The organism is Streptomyces sp. NPDC086023 (assembly GCF_044540325.1).
Classification (GTDB): Bacteria; Actinomycetota; Actinomycetes; order Streptomycetales; family Streptomycetaceae; genus Streptomyces.
This window is the reverse complement of record NZ_JBITRX010000003.1, coordinates 221,037-238,918: the sequence shown is the minus strand read 5'-3', so window position 1 is coordinate 238,918 and position 17,882 is coordinate 221,037. Positions and strand designations below refer to the sequence as shown.

The window sequence follows — 17,882 nt, the reverse complement described above, 5'->3', positions numbered from 1 at the left end:
TCACCGCGGCCCGGCCGACGGCGCGGACCGGCGACGGGGAAGTTAGTCGGCCGTCGGGCGGTCGGCTACGGGGTGTTCCGCACGGGGGGAGGTGCGCGGGGGCGTGGCGGCGCGCTCGGGGAAACCGGAGCGCCCCCTTGGTCCCGACCTGGTGCCGGGCACCCGGCTGCGCCGGCGGAGCCGGGCGGCGGGTCTACTGGAGGTCGGAGAACTCGATGGTGTCGGCCGGGGCCGGGGTCTTCGCCGGCACCGGCTCGTTGAAGTCGCCGAAGCGCGCGACGTCCCGCTTGCCGGGCTCCCGCACCTCAGCCTTGAGCAGGTACGGGGTGTCCTCGGTGGACACGTAGTAGGTCGCGGTCTGCTTGTCGTGCCGGCCGGTGACCGTGATCGCGGGCGCGCCGCCGACGGTGGTGCGCCGCCCCTTGGTCAGTTTCTCGTTCACCGGCCGTCCGGCGAAGGTGTCCTTGAAGTTGGAGAGGTCGCAGAAGTCCGTGAAGTCCCGGAGCAGCGCGTTCTGGACGGTGCCGTGGATGTAGCGCCCGTTGATCAGGGCGATGGCCGCGTTGCCCGCCGGGCCCGGCACCTGGGACTTGAGGAGGGTGTCGTCGAGCTTCATCCAGACGTCCTGGCCTCGCTTGATCAGGTCCGCGTGACCGCCGTTCCTCGGCAGCCCGACGGTCCCTGCGCAGTTGCCGTCCACGTCGAGGTGCAGGTCGAGCGTGGTGGTGCCCGTCGCGTCGGTGATGCGCGCGTCGAGTGTCATCGACTTCGCGTCCGCCATGGCCTCGCGGGCCTTCTCGGCGATCGTCGTCGCGCTCCGGTCGGCGATGCCGTTGTCGTCCGCGGCCGCCGGAGCGGCCGCCAGCCCGCCGAGGAGCCCGCCGAGGGCACAGGCTCCGAGACCGGCTGCCACACCCCGGAACAGGGACATCGCGCCACCTCCTGGAGGGACCCACTCACTCGGAAAGCGTAGTTCCGCGCCGGCGGCCCCGCATGTCGCCACCGACCGGAATCGCTAATTCCACACCTCCGACCAGGAGTTATCTACGCGTGTCGTCTACGCGCGTCATCTACGCGGGGTGTCTACGCGTGATGTCTACGCGCGATGCATTGCCGTGACCTGGGGGATTCCATGGCCGGAAATCTCCGTGTACCTTCACCACGCAAGCTCGTCATGTTCATGTCGCGTGAGCTTCACGTGAACGGCATGACGCGGTGTGAACCTCCCCCTCGACGACGAAAGCCCGCCGGGTCCCACCCGGGCGGGACCTCTGCGTGCCGAAAGGTTTCCCCCACGTGAAGACCACCCCTCGCCGCTCGCGCTGGGCTGCCGCCGGAGCGGCCCTCGCCTCGCTGGTCCTCCTCGCGCTCCCGGCGCACCAGGCCACCGCCGCGGACTACTACGCCGCCGCCCAGGGCAAGACCGGCGCCGAGCTCAAGTCGGCGCTGCACGGCATCATCAAGAACCAGTCCAAGATCTCGTACAGCGCGGTCTGGGAGGCCCTGAAGGTCACCGACCAGGACCCCGCGAACAGCGCGAACGTGATCCTGCTGTACTCGGGCCGCTCCCAGTCGAAGTCGACCAACGGCGGCAACGCCAACGACTGGAACCGCGAGCACGTGTGGGCCCAGAGCCACGGCGACTTCGGCACCGTCGCCGGCCCGGGCACCGACCTGCACCACATCCGCCCCGAGGACGTCACGGTCAACAGCATCCGCGGCAACAAGGACTTCGACCTCGGCGGCACCCTGGTCGCCGAGACCACGGACAGCTACACCGACTCCAACTCCTTCGAGCCGCGCGACGAGGTCAAGGGCGACGTCGCCCGCATGATCCTGTACATGGCCGTCCGCTACGAGGGCGGTGACGGCTTCGCGAACCTGGAGGTCAACGACTCCATCAACGGCTCGGTGCCGTGGCACGGCCGCATCAGCGTGCTGAAGCAGTGGAACGACATAGACCCGCCGGACGCGTTCGAGCAGCGCCGCAACCAGATCATCTTCGACACCTACCAGCACAACCGGAACCCGTTCATCGACCACCCGGAGTGGGTCGAGGCGATCTGGTAGGACTCCCCGCTCGGGGACGCGCGGCGAGGGGTCCGCGGACGAAGTGCGTCCGCGGACCCCTCGCCGGCTCACGGGTTGTGGAACACCACCTCGGGGTGCGCCGCCGACGGACCGTCGAGCAGCGGCTGCGGGGCGCCCTTCAGGTGCAGGTCGAAGAAGGCCGCCACGTACGCCCGGGTGGTGCCGAGCGCCCGGTCCGCCGGGAGCGGGGCGCGCGGCACGCCGTAGTGGTCGAGGAACGCCGGCGCGTCCGAGAAGGTGAAGTGGTCCGAGCCGGCGACCGTGAGCCAGCGCTTCCAGCCGCCGAAGCGGTCCCAGGCGGTGTCCCAGGTGTGGTCCCTGCCGCCGGGCCGGTGCATGTCGTCGTCCGTGCCCAGCAGCATGAACGGCCGCCCGCCCGGACCTCCCTCCGGCAGTTCGCCGTGGAAAGCCCCGTCCATGTTCACGCCCGCGCGGATCCGTCCGTCGGCCGCCATCGCCGTGGCGGCGCTCGCGCCGCCGATGGAGTGCCCGGCCATGCCGACGCGCTTCCGGTCGACGGTGGTCCGGGCGTACTTCCACGCCGGATGCCGTCCCGTCAGGCGGTCCAGCACGTACGACACGTCCCGGGCGCGGCCCGCGGTGATCTCGCTCTCCGGCACCCGCCCCTCGCTGACGGGGCCGCACACCTCGCAGCCGAGCAGCCGGCCGTCGGGGGTCCGGATGCCGAGGGACTCGTACGCGTGGTCCACGGAGGCCACGACGTAGCCGCGGCTCGCCAGGTCCTCCGCGAGGGCGGTGAGGGTGTAGCGGGAGACCGTGAAGCCCGGCGAGAGGAGGACCAGCGGGTACCGGCCGGGGGCGGGCCGGGCGTCGGGACGGGCGTACGTGCGCATCGCGGCCAGTTCCGCCGCGGGGACCGCGTCGGCGAGCCCGTACCCCTCCAGCATGGCCCGGACCTCGTCGGTGCTCGCGTACGGGGCCGACGCGCCCGTACCGGAGCGCGCGGCCGGGTAGTCGACGGTGACCATCAGCTCCCGCGCGCCGGCGGCCGGCACCCAGGGGTCGGGGCGCGAGCGGTCGACGAGGTGGAGTACGGAGCGGCCTACGGCCCACCGGCCGGTGGGGCGCGGCAGCTCCGGCCCGGCCCCGGCCCGCCGCACGGGGTCCGCGTGCGCGGCGGGCCCGGAGAGCGGCGCGGGCGCGCCGAGGGGGCCGGTGGCGGCCGGGGAGACGGCGGGGCGCAGGGCCACGGAGCCGGCGGGCGCCGCCGCGGCGGCCTGACCGGCGAGGACGGGCGGCAGAGACAGCGACAGGGTGAGTGCGGCGGCGGCGGCCGCCCTGCTGAGGTGAGCCATGCCCCGAAGCGTGCCCGCCGACGCACCCGGCGCGCGTCAGCCCGGGGGCTGGCGCTCCGTCGACCGGGAGGATGGCCCCGAATCAACTCCAGTATGGACGCGTCGCGTTGACGGCTGATCAGAGGGCCGGGCCGACGGCGTGCGGCCGGCGCTCAGCGGCGTTCGAGCAGCCCCCGCACGTACGCGGCCTGGCCCACGTGCTGGAGGTCGTCGGCCAGGATGCTGACGAGCCGGACCCCGAGGGTGACGGGCGGGTCCCAGTGCCGGTCGACCACCCGCTCCAGTTCGGCGGCGGTGAGGGTGCGCAGCCAGGTCAGGGACTGCTCGTGTACCGCGTCGTAGTAGCCGCCGAGCAGGTCGCCCGATGCCCGTACCTTCCCGGCCTCCTCCGGGCTGTGGCCGTAGCCCGTCGCATCGGCGGGCAGCGGCAGGCCGAAACGCTCGTCCCAGCCCTGGGAGTGCCAGACCTGCTCCAGGCCGGCGGGGGCGGCGACCTGGATGTCCTGGACGCGTGCCAGGTGCCACACCAGCCAGGCGATGGAATTGGCCGCCGGGTCCACGCGCGCGTGGAGCTGCTCGTCCGAGAGGCCGTCCAGGACCTGGTGCACCTCCTCGCGGATCCGTCCGAAGCCGTCCGCCAGTACGTCCGTCGCCTTCATGGCCCGGTCCTCGCCCCTTCGTCCGTGTCCGTGTTCCGCGTTCCGTGTTCCGTGTCCGTCGGCTGCGGGCTCCACGATGCCGGTCCCGGGTTCCCACTCCGGGGAGGCCGGGGCCGACACGCCACGTCCGGACGGGCCGCGGCTACGAATCACAGGTGGTTCCGATTTCCGGGCCGGAGGGACGAGGAGGTGCCGGACATGGCTCAGGGCATCAGCATGCGGACCCGGCAGGTGGCGGTGGGGATCGCCGCCGCGGGGCTGCTGGCGGGCGGCGGAACGCTGGGCGGCGCCGCAGCGGCGGCCGCCGCGCCCGCGCAGACCCCGGTGGCGGTCACGTCGCACGACCCGGGCGACTCCCCCAGGTGCGTCTGGAAGCACGGGCACAAGGAGAAGGAGTGGGTCAAGGGCCACTGGGTGAAGAAGTGGCACAAGGGCTGGTGGTCCCACCACAAGCAGTGGAAGAAGGGCCACCACGACCACCATGGGCAGTGGCACCCGGGTCACTGGGAGTGGTTCAAGGTGCACCACAAGGGCCACTGGGTCTGGGTCCACGTGCCCGGCCACTGGGACACGCACTGGGTGAAGGGCCACTGGTCCTGCCACAAGTGGTGACGCGCGGGAGCCGGCCGGTGCCGGGCGGCCCTGGCCGGCCACCGTGATGCGGCACCGGCCGATCGGTGCTCGCATGGAGGAGAGGGGGAGGTGCCGTGAGCCGCCGGCCGTGAAGCGAGGTTCCGTGGACGTGTCCGCCGGTGGTCCGCAGCCCCCGCCCGGGGACCGGGCGGCCGGGCCCGGCCTGGACGTCCTGCTGTGCCGGGTGGCCGGGGGCGACCGGGAGGCGTTCGAGCGTGTCTACGAGGCGGTGAGCCGCCCGGTGACGGGTCTGGTCACCACCGTGGTCCGGGACGCCGCGCAGGCGGAGGAAGTCGTCCAGGAGGTGCTCGTCGAGGTGTGGCGCACCGCCGGGCGCTTCCGGCCCGAGCGGGGCAGCGCTATGAACTGGGTGATGACGCTGGCGCACCGGCGTGCGGTGGACCGGGTACGGGCCGCCCGCGCGGCAGGCGAGCGGGAACGCCGTACGGCGGTGCGGGAGTGGCAGCGGCCCTTCGACCAGGTGGCCGAGGAGGTCGAGCGGCACCTGGAGCACGAGCAGGTGTGGCGGTGCCTGGCGGAGCTGTCCCGTGCCCAGCGGGAGTGCGTGGTCCTGGCGTACTACGGCGGCCTGACGTACCGCGAGGTGGCTGCCGCCCTGGCCGAACCGGTGGGCACCGTCAAGGCCCGCCTCCGGCGCGGTCTGCGGCTGCTCGGCACGTGCCTGGGGAGACGGTGATGGCCGGGGACGGGGCGCACCGCCCTGCCGCCGGGCCGCCGCGCGGGGTCGGCGGGTCGCTTGGCCCGGGGGGCGACGCCGGCGGCCTCGGGTCGCCGCACGCGGGAGACCGTGCCGAGGGCGGCGGGTCGCCGCACGCGGGAGGCGACACAGACGGCCGCGAGCCGCACACGAGGGACCCTGCCGACAACGCCCGTCCGCCGCATGCGGGGGGCGCCGCGGAGAGCCCGTCCCAGAAGGCAGGAGGCGCAGACGGCCACGAGCCGCGCCCGAGAAACGGTGCTGACAACGCCCGTCCGCCGCACGCGGGAGGCGCCGCGGAGAACGGCGGGCCTCCCCGCGAGGCAAGCGGCGCGGCCGGCCGTGAGCGGTACACGCGCGACCGTGCGGAGAGCGGTGCTCCGCCGCCCCCGGGTGGCGGCGCGGCGAGCGGCGCTCCGCCGCATGAGGTGGGCGGCGCCGAGAGCGGTGCTCCGCACGATGCCGTGGCCGCGTACGTGCTCGACGCCCTGCCGGAGGACGAGCTGCGCGCCTTCGAGGCCCATGCCGCGGGGTGCGCGCGGTGCACCGCGGAACTCGCGGAGCTGAGGCCGGCGGCCGCCGCCCTCGGACACGCGGTGGAGGCCGATCCCTCACCGGGCCTGCGGGAGCGCGTGCTGGCCGCGGTGGACGCAGAGCCGGCGCGGGCGCCGGGTGCCGTGCCCGAGGCGGGAACCGCGGATGCAGGTGCCGGTACCGGCGCGGGGCCGTGGGCCGCTGCCCGCACGCCCGGGACGGGCAGTCCCACCGGGACGGGCACCCCCAACGAACCGGGTACCTCGGCCGGGCAGGGCACGCCCACCGGGGCGGGTACGCCCGCAGCGGTGCCGACCGATGCGGGTGCGGCGGCGGCGGCCGCGGCGACGGCGGCCGGCGCGGGCACAACGCCCGGCGCAGGCACGGCGCCGGGGCCCGGTACGGCCCCCGGGGACGGTACGGCGGCTGGTGCACCCGGGGCAGAGGTGGCCGGGGTGTCGGGCGTGCCCGGGGTGGGCGAGGTGTTCGGGGGGCGGCCGGTGCGGCGGCGGGTTGCGGTGGCGCTGGCGGCCGTGGCGGCCGCCGCCCTCGCGGCCGGCGGCGTCGCCGCCGTATGGCAGCACGGGCAGACCCAGGACGCCCGGGCCGCCCTCCAGCGGGCCGACGCGCAGGCCGCGGCGGTTGCGGACGTACTGGCCGCCCCGGACGTACAGCTGGGCACCCGGCCGGTGGCCGGGCAGGGCCGCGGCACCGTCGCCGTGGCCCGGAGCGAGAACGCGGCGGCCTTCTTCGCGAGCGACCTGCCGGCCCTGCCGGCCGGCAAGGCGTACGCCATGTGGTTCAGCGACGACGGCGCCTACCGGCCCGCGGGGCTGCTCGGCGGCTCCGGCGACCAGCAGCTCCGGCTGCGGGGGCCGGTGGCGCGGGCCACGGCCGTGTGCATCACGGTCGAGGCGGACACCGGGGCGGCCCGGCCGACGCCGCCGGTGGTCGGATGGGTCGGTGTCCCGGCCGAGCCGCCGGAGGACACACCGTCGCCACCGGCCGACGACGCCGACGACGAGGGGCCGTACGACGGGTCCTGACGTGACGGCGGGGTGTTCGACCTCGGCCGGCGCGGTTGCCGGCCTGCCCGGCAGCACGGCCGCGACGAGGACGTACGGAGAGCACCGGCTTCACCCCCGCGGGCCCCCGGCGGCCGGACCCTGACGAGCGTCCGGCCGGTCCGGGACCGCGGGGACGACGAGGGTTCCCCACTGCCCGGTCGTGTCCGGCTTCCAAGACGGCGAGCGGGCCGAGGTGGACCACCGGAGGTTCGACGGCCTCTCGCCCTGACGCGGAAACACGGTCGCCCGGGGTTCCGCCGTGGGTGGCCGCATTCGAACTGGAGTGGCGTGCCGGGCCGCTCCCCGCCTACCAGGCCCTGGCCGGCCTCGCCCTCACCTCGGTCGAGCGCCCCGACCGGACGTGTCCGGACCCGGCACAGGGCGGTGTCGACGTCCACTTCGCCTTCGGGACCGGCCGGGTGACGGTCTTCCACGCCCTCGACGAGAACCGGCTCGGCTTCGGCCCGCCGGACGCGCGCGAGAGGTCCCGCCGGATCCTCTGCGAGGGCCTGGCCGGTCGCGGGCGGCGCGGGGGGTTGCGCCGGGTGATCTTGCTCGGCGAGGCTGTGCGTACGCTCCGACGGCTTGGGGGAACGGGATGCTGACCGGAATCGTGATCGACGCGCTGGACGTCGCCCGCATGGACCGCTTCTGGCAGGAGGCGACCCGGGGAGGGACCGGCGGCCTGCGGCTGCGGTGCATGCCGACGGCGACGCCGAAGACGGGCAAGAACCGGCTCCACCTCGACCTGGCCGGGGGGCCGGACTGGCAGGCCGAGGTGTCGCGCCTGCTCGCGCTCGGTGCGACGCGGGCCGACATCGGCCAGGGGGACGTCCCGTGGGACGTGCTGGCGGACCCTGAGGGCAACGAGTTCTGCGTCCTGCGCCCCGGGCACCCCGGCGTGCTCGCCGACTCCGGACTCGTCGCGATCTGCCTCGACATCGCCGAGGAGGACCGTCCCGCACAGCCCGCCTTCTGGGAGGCGCAGGCCGGCTGGCACGCGGTCGAGTCCCACGACTGGGGCGTCCGGCTCCGGCCGTCGCCCACCGGCCCGGTCTCGTTGGTGATGGGACCGCCCGCGGCGCCGAAGACGGGCCGCAACAGGCTCCGCCTGGAGGTCACCCGGCCCGACCGCACACCCGGCGAGTACCTCGACGCCGCCGGCAACGAGTTCCACGTCACGCACTGACCCCGGCCGGAACCACCCCCGCCGCACCGGGGAGAATGCCGCCGTGTACCCCGACTGGTACGGCTCCCCCGCCCGCCGCATGATGATCGCCGCCCTGAGCCGGCTGGCCGCCGACGCCACGGCGCAGCAGAGGTGGCTGGAGTTCCCGTTCCCGGTCTGCACGGACGAGCTGCTGTACGACTTCGACGACGCCTTGCCGATCTACGCGCGCGAAGAGGCGGACGAGCTCGGCGCGATCGCGGTGATGGACGAACTCCGCACGATCGAGGCCCACTTCGAGGAGATGTGCGGTGAGCGGCCGACGGACCCGGGGACCTACGAGGCCCTGGAGACCGACCCGGCCTGGACGGCGGTGCGGGAGCTCGCGCGCGAGGTGCTCTTCGTCCTCACCGGCGACCGCGCCCTCCCGCTGCGGCGTGGTCCCCGCAGCGGCTGAGGCCCCGCCGGCGACCGCTTCGGCGCCGGTCAACTTCCGTTCCCCGTAGCACAGTCGGGTACGGATGTATCGCGTTGCGGACAGTCTCGGGCGGGGTGATCATGCCCGCATGACCTCAGAAACGATCACAGCAGCGGCTTCGGGCACCTGGACGTTGGGGGACCTGAAGGTCAACCGGATCGGCTTCGGCACGATGCGCCTGCCCCAGAAGGGCGAGGCCTTCGCGCCGGACGCACTCCCGCGGGACCGCGAGGAGGCGGTGGGCGTGCTGCGCCGCGCGGTCGAGCTCGGGGTGAACCACCTCGACACCGCGGCGTTCTACTTCTCCTCACTGCGCTCCGCCAACGAACTCGTCAACCGGGCGCTCGGCGGCCCGTACCCGGAGGACCTGGTCATCACGACCAAGGTCGGACCGGCCCGAGACGCCTCCGGCAACTGGGCCGCCCACGCGGGTCCCCGCGAACTCCGCGGCCAGGTCGAGGAGAACCTGCGCCAGCTGGGCCGGGACCACCTCGACGTGGTGAACCTGCGCGTCCTCGGCACCGCGTCGATCGCCGAGCGCTTCGGCGCCCTCGCCGAACTCCGCGAGGCGGGGCTCATCCGGCACCTCGGGATATCCAACGTCACGCCCGCGCACCTCGCCGAGGCACGGGCGATCGCACCGGTGGTGTGCGTGCAGAACCGGTACGGGATCGGGCTGCGGCCCGAGGAGGAGGACGCCTTCCTGCGCAGCTGCGGGGAGCAGGGCGTGGCGTACGTGCCGTTCTACGCCATCGCCGGCACCGGCCGCGAGGCGGGAGCCGGCAGCGGCGAGACCCCCGAGGTGCTGGTGGTCGCCGAGGGCCGCGGCGCCAGCCCGGCACAGGTGCGGATCGCCTGGACCCTGCACCGCGGGGACCACGTGCTGGCCATCCCTGGCACCGGCGACCCGGCCCACCTGGAGGCGAACGTGGCCGCCGGTGCGCTCCGGCTGACCGGGGAGGAGCTGGCACTGCTGGAGCGGGCCCACCGGCGCGGCCCGGAGCCGGCTGCCGCCGGAGCCGAACTCCCGGGCCCCCGTGCGCCGTTCCGGTCCCGCACCGGAGCGGCGGGGCCGGCCCCCTGCCGTCCCTCCCCTCGGCGTAAAACGCGTTGAGCGCACGCCGCTGCGGCCGCTAGCGTCACGGCACGCGGTGCGTAGCTCAGCAGAAGAGCGCCGGGCTTCCTACCCGGAGGGCGCAGGGGCAGAACCTGCCGCACCGGCTTATGGACGATCACGCTGACCAGCAGCTCCTCAGCCCCGGCCTGTCCTTCGCGGCGGGCCGGCTGGCCGCCGCCTCCGCCACCGCCCTGACCCACGAGGACGCGGCCACCCGGCTGCGCGCCGAGGAACGGGTGGCGCGCTGGCGCGCCGTACTGGGCGGCATGTCCGACGGACGGATCACGGTCGGCTCGCGGACTCCGGCGTCGGGCCTGCCCGCCTGGGTGACGCCCGAGGTGGTGCACGGCGGCTTCGCCACCGGCGCCGCCCGCGCCGGCGGACCGCTGGAGCCGTACGAGGAGCAGGCGGCGCGGCGGGCCGGCGTGCCCGCGACCCGCGCCGCGCTGTTCGACCACTGGCTGACCGGGCCCGGACTCGCGTGGCTGTGGGAGCTGCTGGACAGCGGCCGGTACGAGGTGGCGCTGCCCGAGGAGGCCGCGCTGCCGACCGTGGCGTGGCTGGTGCGCGCCGGCGATCTGGCGGCCGCCCGGGCGCTCGTGGCCGAGCTCGCGCCCTTCGCAGACCGGCTGCGCTTCACGCCCCGTCCCGCGGCGGAGCCGTTCCCCGACTCCCCCGCCGTGCACCGGCGCACGGCCGGCGAGGCCGGCGAGGCCCTGGCACGGCGCCGGCCGCACCCGCGCGTCGAGGCGCAGCGGGAGGCGCTGACCGTCTGGGCGCCCTTCGGCGACGCGGTGTTGGCGCACTGGCTGGAGACGGCCGGGACGGCCCGGATGCCGGAGGCGGTGTCCGACCGTGCGCCGGAGCCCGGCTGGCCCGCGCGGGGCGCCGCGCTGCTGCGCCGGTACCGGGAGCTGGCCGCCGCGCACCCGCTCTGCGGCAAGCACCGGAACCCCAAGGAGAACCTCGGCATCCTGCTGGGCGCGCTGGAGGAGTGCGTCGCGGGCCGGCCCCTGGACCGGCGGCTGCTCGGCCTGCTGCGGCACGCCGTGGGGTCGATGGTGCGCCGGCGCGGGCTGCCAGGTTCCGCCGCGCACACCGCGCTGCGCGGGGCGCAGACCGCGCAGGCCGCACTGCCCTCGCACCACGCGTTCGCGCAGCTGGTGCTGCGGCGCATGGCGGACCTCCCTCAGGGGGCGGGGGTGGCCGACCCGGCGCCGCTGGTCGCCCCGGTCGGCGAGGAGGAGGCCGTCGAAACCGGCCTGCCCGCGGGAGCGCGGGTGCCGGACGCGGTACGGCGGCCCGTGGAGGCGGCACTGAGCGCGCCGGTCGCCACGCTGGTGGAGCGGGGTGTGGTGCCGTCGGCCGAGGTGCTGGCGCAGCTGGTGCCGCAGCTGGTGGCGGCGACCACGGCCCGGGCGTACCAGGACCCGGCGCTGCGGACGCTGATGGCGGCCAACCACCGGGCGTTCGGCAACCGCCGGTCCCTCCTGCTGCTGGACCTCCAGCACCAGGTGCGGGCCGAGGAACTGCCCTGGGTACGTGCGGTCGCCGGCCGGCGCGACGACGCCGCCGCGAGCGACGGCGCCCGGGAGCTGCTGCGGGAGCTGGGCGGACTGGCCGTGCGGGCCTTCCCGGCGACCGTGCTGCCCAATCCGCTGGTGCGGGAGCTGTCGGTGCTCGCCCGGCAGGCCGGGCTGGGCGCGCCGCTGGTGGAGGAGCTGGCGGCGGACATCTTCACCGGCGGGTTCACGCCGAAGTTCCTGACCGCGGCGCGCATCGCGGGCGAGCTGCTGGCGGGCAGCGTGTACGAGCGGTACTACGGCATCGACTACGCGGCGGTGCGCAACCTCGCGGTCATCGAGGCCGCCGGCGCCTCGAAGCGGAGCCCGCAGCCGCGCAGTTCGGCCGGCTTCGGGGAGCTGTGCCACGAACGGGCGCGCGTCACGGGCGGGCGGTGGTCGGTGGCGGCCAACGGCAAGGTGATCGAGCAGGCGCAGATCCTGACCACGCACAACCTGGCGGTGCTGGTCGCCCGGGCGGGCATCGACCCGGGGCCCGGGGCAGGCTGGGACGACCTGGCCCGTCGGTGCTTCACGACGGTGTGCCGGCTGACGGCGCGGATCCAGGGCCACCGGTGGCCGCTGGCCACGATCAAGGACGCCGCGTACGCGTGGCGGCAGATGGTGTTCCACCTGTCGCTGTGCGGGCCGGAGGAACGGGAGGCCGTGCTGTGGTGGCTGACCGAGGAGGTCGTGCGGCATCCGTGGCACGTGTCGGCCCGGCTGGCGCCGGCCCTGGCGGGCCTGCGCCTGGTCTGCGCGGGCGGCACCTTCGGCTCCCGCGGCACGGCACTCCGGGGCCGCGGCCGGCGCCTCCTCGGCTGGACCACGGAGGAACACTGGCTCCGCCCCGCCCCGGAGCCGCCCACGGCCCCGTCACAGGGCCGCCGCTGACCACCGCACCGCCGGGCCCTCTGCGGGCCGGGGCCCCTCGGGCCGGCGCCCCCGTCCCCGCCCCCCGCCGCGGCCAGGGGGCGCGTCCCGGTCACCCGTGAACCGGCCACGGACAGGAGTCCGCCTCACACGCGGGACCGCCGGCCTCGGCCCGCGCCGGGCCCCTAGGAGGTGCCCGGCCACCCTCGCCCCCGGGGGCCGCCTCCGCGGACCACGCACGGCCGCCGCCTCCGAACGGCCGGGGGCGCGTTCTCATCACGTCCGCCCCGGACCGGCGTCACGCGGGGACCGCCGGCTTTCCCCGCGCCCGTTCCCGGCCCGGAACCGCCACCGCATGCGGACTGTGTCCCAGACGGGCGAGCCGCACGCCTCACAGGCACGGTCCCGCTCCGCCCGGCAGCCGGGCGAGCGACACGTGGCCGGCGCCTCCCGGTGGGACCGGCGGCCAGGTGCGCCCGAGGCCCGCCCACATGCGGGGCCTCCTCGTCCGCCTTCACCCACCCAGCCGGTGCCGGGTGGCGTCTGAGGTGGCCGGCGCCTCCCGGTGGGACCCGCGGCCAGATGCGCCCAAGGCCGGCCCACATGCGGGGCCTCCTCGTCCGCCTTCGCCGACCCAGCCGGTGCCGGGTGGCGTCTGAGGTGGCCCGTCCGCGCGGCCACGCGCCTCGACGCCGCCGCCTCGTGGTGCGTGGGGGAGGTGCTTGACGGGGCATGGCAGGCTGGTCCGGAGGCAGGCCCGGGCCTGGGGTGGCCGAAGGCCAGGGCGAAGCCCCGAAGCCCCAGGGGTGGGCCTGCCGCTGGGCCTGCAGGCCATGCCCCGTCAAGCACCGAGGGGACCCACGCACCACGAGGCGGCCCCCCAGGGCTCAGCCCGGCAGCGTCAGGACGGCCACACACGTGAGCCGGGCGGCTCCCGGCGCGGGGCCCCGCCTGCAAAGGCCGGGCGGGCACGCAGGCCAGGGTCGCACGCGGGCCAGGGCCGCACGTAAGCCGCGTCCGTCTCCCGGGCCCGCGTCCGTCTCCCCGGGGGCCGCGTCACTCCGGAAGCTCTCGGGCCTGGACGCCCGCCGGCGGGCTCTGGTGGCCGCCCGAGGCCAGGACGCGGACCTCGCCGCGGTCGCTGATCTCCGCCCGGACGATGCCCGTGGCGTCCGCGTAGACGGGATGCCCGCCGGGGCCCGACATCTCGGTGCGGGTGACCACCACCGAGTCATCGCCGTCGCCGGTACCGCCGGGGAAGACCAGTTCGTAACGCTGTACGTGCATCGGATGCCTCCGCTCGGCCTCCCCTACCGATCCTCCGGCGTCCTGGGCTCCCGCGCCACCGGGCCCCGGCCGCCGTGCCGCTCGGGCCCGGGCCGTCCACCCGTGAGAGGTGCTCAGGCGCAGCCGGCAGGCCGGCGAGGCCCTGTCGGCCCTCCCGTGGGGTCGAGCCCCGGATCGCCCGCCGGCCTCGCGGGCCTCCCGCGAGTCCGGTCCGCCCGCAGCCGAGCACCGCGCGCCGGTCACCGGTGTACCGGTCCGGCCGGCCCCCAGGAAAGGACGGGACACCCGCACCGGCACCCGGCACCCGGCACTAGGCACTAGGCACCCGCCACCGGGCCCCCGGCACCCGGCACTAGGCACCGCGGTGCAATGGCGGGCGCCGGACGAACGGCGCCGCGCGCCCCTGGTAGGTCTCCCCCGGGGCGCCCGGCGCCGTGTGCGCCGACGCCGCGCAGGCAGCCGTCAGAAGTTGCCGTAGTTGACCTGCCAGGTCGGCAGGCCCATCCGGCGCCACAGCGCGACCACGCGGTCGCGGTCGTCGAGCGAGACGCGGACCGCGTAGCGGTGCCGTACGTGCCGGTCGAACAGCTCCGCCTTCACGATGTCGTCGCTCCGGCCGTCGTCGGAGGCCCGCATCCACAGCTCGTCGTACGGCACCTCGTGTCGCGCCAGCCACGCCTCGGTGATCTCGCGATGGTCCTCGCTGCGCCCGGACAGCAGCACGATGCTGTCGCCGTCCGCCCGCCGGAAGGAGTGCAGGGCGCCCCGCACCGAGACGTTGAGCAGGTCCTGGTCGCAGCGGGTGAAGTCGTACGGGCCCCGGTCGCCCCGCAGGGCCAGCGTGCCGTCGATGTCGCACAGCACCGCCGACGGCAGCGCGGGGTCGGCGGTGTACGGCGCGCCGGCCGCTCCGGCACCGAGCCACTCCGCGGTCAGCCGCCAGCCGCCCCGCGTGGCCTTCGCGTGCTTGTCGGCCAGGATGCGGATGATCTCCTCGCCGACCGGCCGCTCCCGCGCGGCGTCGCGCCGTATGCACTCCTCCGCCGGCACGCCGGTGAAGTCGTGGACGACGAACGACGCGCCGAGGCCGGTCACGGCCGCCTTCAGCCGGCCGGGGATGTGCGGGGTGAGGTGGGTGTTGTCGACCACCACGTCGAAGCCGCCCTCGACGGCCGACCTGACGGCCGCGTCCTGGACGTCGAGCACGGTCCTCTCGTGCGCGTGCGAACGGCCGCGCTCGGGTCCCGGGACGTCCAGCATCCTGCGCAGGTCGTCGAGGTTGACGCGGCGCATCCGGCCGTCGGACTCCTCCTGGAGCCGGCGGGCCTCCGTGGTCTTGCCCGAGGCGGGCAGACCCGTCATGACGTGTACTACGGGCACTGCTCAGTTCTCCTGGTCCGTGGTGAAGGGGTCGGCCTTCTCGGGCCGTACGGAACGCCACACCAGCACGTCCGTGGGTCGCCCGTCCAGCCGGAGGAAGAGGGCGGACCTGATCTCCGGGTCGACGGGCAGCGTCTTCACGGCCCGCGCGAAGGAGCCGCGGTCGTCGGCGAGGTGGGCGACCCGGGCGTACGCCTCGTCGATCGCCCGCTCGCGGGCGGCCGCCGCGTCCTCCAGCCGGTCGACGACGCCGCGCACCCAGGCGTCGAACTCGTCCGGCACCTGCTCCAGCAGAGCGTCCAGCGGGCGGCCGCCCGTGGAGCGGATTCCCCCGAGTTCCGCGACCGGGTAACCCAGGCCCTGCGCCAGGCGCTTGACGGACATCCCGGCGAACCGCTGGACGCCGTGGCTGCGCCAGATGTCCCGCTCGGTCACGCCGGTCAGCACCTTGTGCAGCCGCACGTACTCCGCGATCTTCGCCTTCGCGCGCACGCCCGAGGCGAAGCGCAGTACGTACCCCTCGGCGTCGGTGCCGGTCGCGGCGGACCCGTCGGGCAGCGTGTTGTTCTCGGTCAGCTTCACCAGGTCGGCCAGCGGCATCGCCGGCCAGGTCCGCACGACGGAGCCGATGCCGTCCCAGGCCGGCGCCGCGTCGGCCAGCGGGAGTTCGGTGCCGTCGGTGCGGAAGGCCGCGAGCAGCACCAGGTCCCGGCGGTCGCCGTAGTCGACGACGATGCGGTTGCCGGGGTAGAGGATCTCGGCGAGGTACGTCACTCCGGGCAGCAGGGCCGAGGTGTCGGCGCGGTCCAGCCGGCGCTGCGCCCAGGTGGCCTGCTCGCTGGTGAAGGAGCCCTTGGAGGCGACGTGCCAGCGGCCGTCGTAGGCGAAGACCACGGCGAGGCTGCCGTCGACCTTGTCGTAGACCTCGAACGGCTCGTCGGGCAGCGGCGGGGCGTACGGGCGGCCCGACTCGTGTTCGCCGACGTTGAAGAACTTGGGCAGCGGCAGGGCGACGATCTCGCCGGTGGCGTCGTCGGCGACGAGACCGCGGCAGCGGGTGGTGACCCGGTTCCAGATCTGCTCGTACTGGCACGTCCGCGTGTACGTGTAGAGCGACAGCGGCAGCTCGGGGTGGCGTTTGCGCGTGACGTGTCCCGCGTCGACCGCGGCGGACAGCTCGTCCGGCGGCAGCAGTTCATGGAGAGTCAGGCGGTCCTGGCTCATGGGTCCCTCCCTTGGGTGATGCGTCATCGTCCCCCGGGGCGGGCATCGGCCACCAGCGAATATCCGCAGGCCAGGCGGACGTGTGTGGTGCCGGGACGGGGCCGGCGCGGCGGGTTGGACCGGCCGGGTGTGTTCTCCGGTCCCGTTCGGAGCAGCGGGCGAGGCGGCCAGCGTCCGGGAGTACCAAGATCGTTTCATACTGCCATCCGGCTACGAGCGAGTGCAGGAGGGCAGCGTGACGGTGTCACGGGCACGACGACGGCTGGTGTGGCGGACGCTCACGGGGGTGACGGGGGTCCTGCTGGTCGCCGCGGCCGCGCCGGACGCGGCGCCGGGGCCGCCCGCCGCCCGGTCGGCCGCTTCGCCGTCCCTGGCCGTGCTGGTCGGCCGGGTCCTGGACGGCGCGGGACCGGGCTGTACGTCCGGGAGCCTGCGGAGCAGGCAGTGCGGGGGCTGGCACGAGCAGACCGTGCAGGCCGTCCCGGGCGGTGAACGCGCCCTGGACGCCGCGCAACTGGCCGCCCTCACCACCGCGCCGGGCCCGGCGGGCCCGTTGACCAGCGCCGGCGGCCCGCTGCGGATCGCCGTCGCCGAGCCGGCGCGGCTCACCGACGTGACCGTGCAGGACGCGCACGGGCGGCGGATCGCCGGCACGGCGGGCGGGGGCGGCGCGGTGTGGCGGACCGCGGCCCCGCTGCGGGCGGGTGAGCCGTACGCGGTGCACGTCCGCGCGCAGCATCCGGGGGGCGGACCGGTGGGGGTCACCCTGGCCTTCAGCACCGCGCCCGAGGAACGGCTTCCCGGCGAGCGGTTCACGGTCGAATTCGGGCCGGGCAGCGGGACGTACGGGGCCGGGCAGGTCATCACCGCGGAGCTCAGCCACCCCGTCCCGGCCGCACAGCGACGCCGGCGCGCGCTGGTCGAGGGGGCGCTGGAGGTGACCTCCAGGCCGCGGGTCGAAGGCTCCTGGCACTGGGTGGACGACCGCACGCTGCACTACCGGCCCCGGTCGTTCTGGCCGGCCCACACCGAGGTCGCGGTGCGCAGCGGCCTGGAGGGGGTGGTGCTGGGGGACGGCCGGGTGGGCGGCCCTTCGGAGCCGCTGCGCATCGGGATCGGGGACCGGGTCGAGGCGGTGACCGACTCGGCGCGCCACCGGATGACCGTACGGCGCAACGGCCTGCTGCTGCGCACGCTTCCGGTGACCACGGGCAAGGAGGGGTTCCGCACCCGCAGCGGAATCAAGGTGGTGCTGCGCAAGGAGCGCAAGGTGCGGATGCGCGGGGACTCGATCGGCATCCGGCGCGGCACCTCGGAGTTCTACGACCTGCCGGTCTACTGGGCCACCCGCGTCACGTGGAGCGGCGAGTACGTGCACGCGGCGCCCTGGTCCGAGGAGGCCCAGGGGGAGGAGAACGTCAGCCACGGCTGCACCGGTATGAGCACCGAGGACGCCAGGTGGTTCTTCGGGACGGTCCGCGAGGGCGACATCGTGACGGTGGTCAACAGCGGGGGTGCGCGGATGACCCCGTTCGACAACGGCTTCGGCGACTGGAACCTGGACTGGTCGCGCTGGCGCGCCGGCAGCGCCCTGTCCCCCGAGGGCGGGAACGCGGCCGCCGCGCCCTCGCCCCTGCACCCGATGGTCTGACGCGGCGGCGCGGTGCAGGCCCGTCTCCGGACCTGCACCGTCCGTCGGCCCTTCAGCGGGCCCGGTCCGTCCGCCCCGTCCGCCCCGTCCCGCCGTCCGGGGCGGGACGGGACGGGACGGGCGG

At 75.5% G+C, this 17,882-nt stretch carries 16 protein-coding genes and 1 tRNA gene; 11 read left to right on the top strand and 6 right to left on the bottom strand.

Features of this window, described 5'->3' with window-relative positions:
• Positions 1–193: 193 nt before the first annotated feature.
• Positions 194–931, bottom strand: a complete 738-nt coding sequence (locus ACIF6F_RS07710; RefSeq protein WP_399942723.1) for a hypothetical protein — start codon at positions 929–931, stop codon at positions 194–196.
• A 365-nt stretch (positions 932–1,296) separates the two neighbouring features.
• Between ACIF6F_RS07710 and ACIF6F_RS07705 the strand changes: the two genes are divergently transcribed.
• Positions 1,297–2,070, top strand: a complete 774-nt coding sequence (locus ACIF6F_RS07705; protein WP_399942720.1) for an endonuclease I family protein — start codon at positions 1,297–1,299, stop codon at positions 2,068–2,070.
• 68 nt (positions 2,071–2,138) lie between these two features.
• On the opposite strand, the gene ACIF6F_RS07700 is transcribed toward ACIF6F_RS07705, so the two are convergent.
• Together ACIF6F_RS07700 and ACIF6F_RS07695 are read right to left on the bottom strand one after the other, a co-directional pair.
• Positions 2,139–3,407 (bottom strand): alpha/beta hydrolase, encoded by a 1,269-nt coding sequence (locus tag ACIF6F_RS07700; RefSeq protein WP_399942717.1) that lies wholly within the window; start codon positions 3,405–3,407, stop codon positions 2,139–2,141.
• A 152-nt stretch (positions 3,408–3,559) separates the two neighbouring features.
• Positions 3,560–4,066, bottom strand: coding sequence for a DUF664 domain-containing protein (locus tag ACIF6F_RS07695; protein ID WP_399942714.1), 507 nt, complete (start codon positions 4,064–4,066; stop codon positions 3,560–3,562).
• Between the two features lie 198 nt (positions 4,067–4,264).
• On the opposite strand from ACIF6F_RS07695, the gene ACIF6F_RS07690 reads away from it, so the two are divergent.
• From ACIF6F_RS07690 to ACIF6F_RS07650, 9 genes are all read left to right on the top strand, one after another.
• Positions 4,265–4,678 carry a hypothetical protein gene (locus ACIF6F_RS07690; protein ID WP_399942712.1) on the top strand — a complete coding sequence of 138 codons (414 nt, stop codon included), beginning with the start codon at positions 4,265–4,267 and terminating at the stop codon, positions 4,676–4,678.
• Between the two features lie 109 nt (positions 4,679–4,787).
• A complete protein-coding gene (gene sigK, locus ACIF6F_RS07685; RefSeq protein WP_399942710.1) occupies positions 4,788–5,396 on the top strand; it encodes an ECF RNA polymerase sigma factor SigK in 609 nt (202 codons plus the stop codon).
• 485 nt (positions 5,397–5,881) lie between these two features.
• Complete coding sequence (locus ACIF6F_RS07680; RefSeq protein ID WP_399942707.1) at positions 5,882–6,997, top strand: anti-sigma factor domain-containing protein; 1,116 nt, start codon at positions 5,882–5,884, stop codon at positions 6,995–6,997.
• 284 nt (positions 6,998–7,281) lie between these two features.
• Entirely contained in the window at positions 7,282–7,623 is a 342-nt protein-coding gene (locus tag ACIF6F_RS07675; protein WP_399942704.1) for a hypothetical protein, read from the top strand.
• Positions 7,617–8,207: a VOC family protein gene (locus ACIF6F_RS07670; protein WP_399942701.1), complete on the top strand. Its 591-nt coding sequence runs from the start codon at positions 7,617–7,619 to the stop codon at positions 8,205–8,207. The genes ACIF6F_RS07675 and ACIF6F_RS07670 overlap by 7 nt, the downstream gene beginning before the upstream one ends.
• 43 nt (positions 8,208–8,250) lie before the next feature.
• Positions 8,251–8,643: a hypothetical protein gene (locus ACIF6F_RS07665; RefSeq protein WP_399942698.1), complete on the top strand. Its 393-nt coding sequence runs from the start codon at positions 8,251–8,253 to the stop codon at positions 8,641–8,643.
• Between the two features lie 109 nt (positions 8,644–8,752).
• Complete coding sequence (locus ACIF6F_RS07660; RefSeq protein WP_399942695.1) at positions 8,753–9,778, top strand: aldo/keto reductase; 1,026 nt, start codon at positions 8,753–8,755, stop codon at positions 9,776–9,778.
• Positions 9,779–9,813: 35 nt separating this feature from the next.
• Positions 9,814–9,885 (top strand) — tRNA-Gly (locus ACIF6F_RS07655).
• A gap of 3 nt (positions 9,886–9,888) precedes the next feature.
• A complete protein-coding gene (locus ACIF6F_RS07650) occupies positions 9,889–12,237 on the top strand; it encodes a hypothetical protein (protein ID WP_399942693.1) in 2,349 nt (782 codons plus the stop codon).
• Positions 12,238–13,272: 1,035 nt separating this feature from the next.
• Here ACIF6F_RS07650 and ACIF6F_RS07645 read toward each other — a convergent pair.
• The 3 genes from ACIF6F_RS07645 to ACIF6F_RS07635 all read right to left on the bottom strand — a co-directional run bounded on the left by ACIF6F_RS07645 (position 13,273) and on the right by ACIF6F_RS07635 (position 16,107).
• The gene (locus ACIF6F_RS07645) at positions 13,273–13,503 is read right to left on the bottom strand and encodes a DUF6296 family protein (RefSeq protein WP_399942691.1); all 231 of its coding nucleotides are present in this window, start codon (positions 13,501–13,503) and stop codon (positions 13,273–13,275) included.
• Between the two features lie 462 nt (positions 13,504–13,965).
• Positions 13,966–14,883, bottom strand: coding sequence for an AAA family ATPase (locus tag ACIF6F_RS07640; protein WP_399942688.1), 918 nt, complete (start codon positions 14,881–14,883; stop codon positions 13,966–13,968).
• 3 nt (positions 14,884–14,886) lie between these two features.
• Complete coding sequence (locus ACIF6F_RS07635) at positions 14,887–16,107, bottom strand: T4 RnlA family RNA ligase (protein ID WP_399942686.1); 1,221 nt, start codon at positions 16,105–16,107, stop codon at positions 14,887–14,889.
• 235 nt (positions 16,108–16,342) lie between these two features.
• Between ACIF6F_RS07635 and ACIF6F_RS07630 the strand changes: the two genes are divergently transcribed.
• A complete protein-coding gene (locus tag ACIF6F_RS07630) occupies positions 16,343–17,758 on the top strand; it encodes an Ig-like domain-containing protein (RefSeq protein WP_399942684.1) in 1,416 nt (471 codons plus the stop codon).
• Positions 17,759–17,882 lie beyond the last annotated feature (124 nt).